This is a genomic window from Catenulispora pinistramenti (assembly GCF_018274385.1).
GTDB lineage: Bacteria > Actinomycetota > Actinomycetes > Streptomycetales > Catenulisporaceae > Catenulispora > Catenulispora pinistramenti.
The window spans coordinates 1-677 of record NZ_JAAFYZ010000527.1; the positions used below are offsets into that span (position 1 = coordinate 1).

Consider the following 677-nt stretch of genomic DNA (forward strand, 5'->3'; position numbering starts at 1 on the left):
GGTGGGGAAGAGTACGGCCGGGTGGGAGGTGTCGGCGCAGTTGCGGGGCGCGGGGGTTGCGCATGCGCTGGTGGAGGGCGACTACCTGGACCAGATCTTTCCGGCGCCGGTCGGGGATCCGGATCGGAGTGCGATTACCGAGGCGAATCTGGCCGCGGTGTGGGGGAACTATGCCGCGTTGGGGTGTCGGCGGCTGATCTACACCAATACTGTGGCGATCCTTGATGCCGACCTCGTGGTGAGGGCGATGGGTGCGCCGCGCGTCATCTCGGTGCTGCTGACCGCCGATGACGACACCGCGAGGAAGCGCTTGAGTGGGCGCGAGGTGGGCAGCCAGCTGGAGGCACACGTGGCGCGGAGCAAGAAGATGGCGCTGCACCTGGACGCGAAGGCGCCCGCCGGGGTGCATCGCATACACACCGACGGGCGCGCGGCTGTCGACATTGCCCGAGACATCATCGACGTGACCGGGTGGGTGGAGAGGGCAAGCGTCTGAGAAGCAAGCGCCTGAAGAGCAGACGCCTTAGGACAGCGGTGTGATCGGGTGGGTGGAGAAGCGAGCGTCTGAGAGCAAACGCCTTAGGACAGCGGCGTCCTAACAATGGGGCGGGTAGCCGCCTCCTGGGCAGGGAGCGCCTCCTAGGCAGGTAGGCCCCAGGACGGGGCTGGGGCAGAGG

Annotated in this window: 1 protein-coding gene; it reads left to right on the forward strand. The window is 67.5% G+C overall.

Annotated elements, in window-relative coordinates; translation table 11 throughout:
• The first annotated feature begins 1 nt into the window (after window position 1).
• On the forward strand, window positions 2-496 hold the full coding sequence (locus KGQ19_RS48790; RefSeq protein ID WP_368862278.1) for a hypothetical protein: 495 nt from the start codon (window positions 2-4) through the stop codon (window positions 494-496).
• Window positions 497-677: the final 181 nt, after the last annotated feature.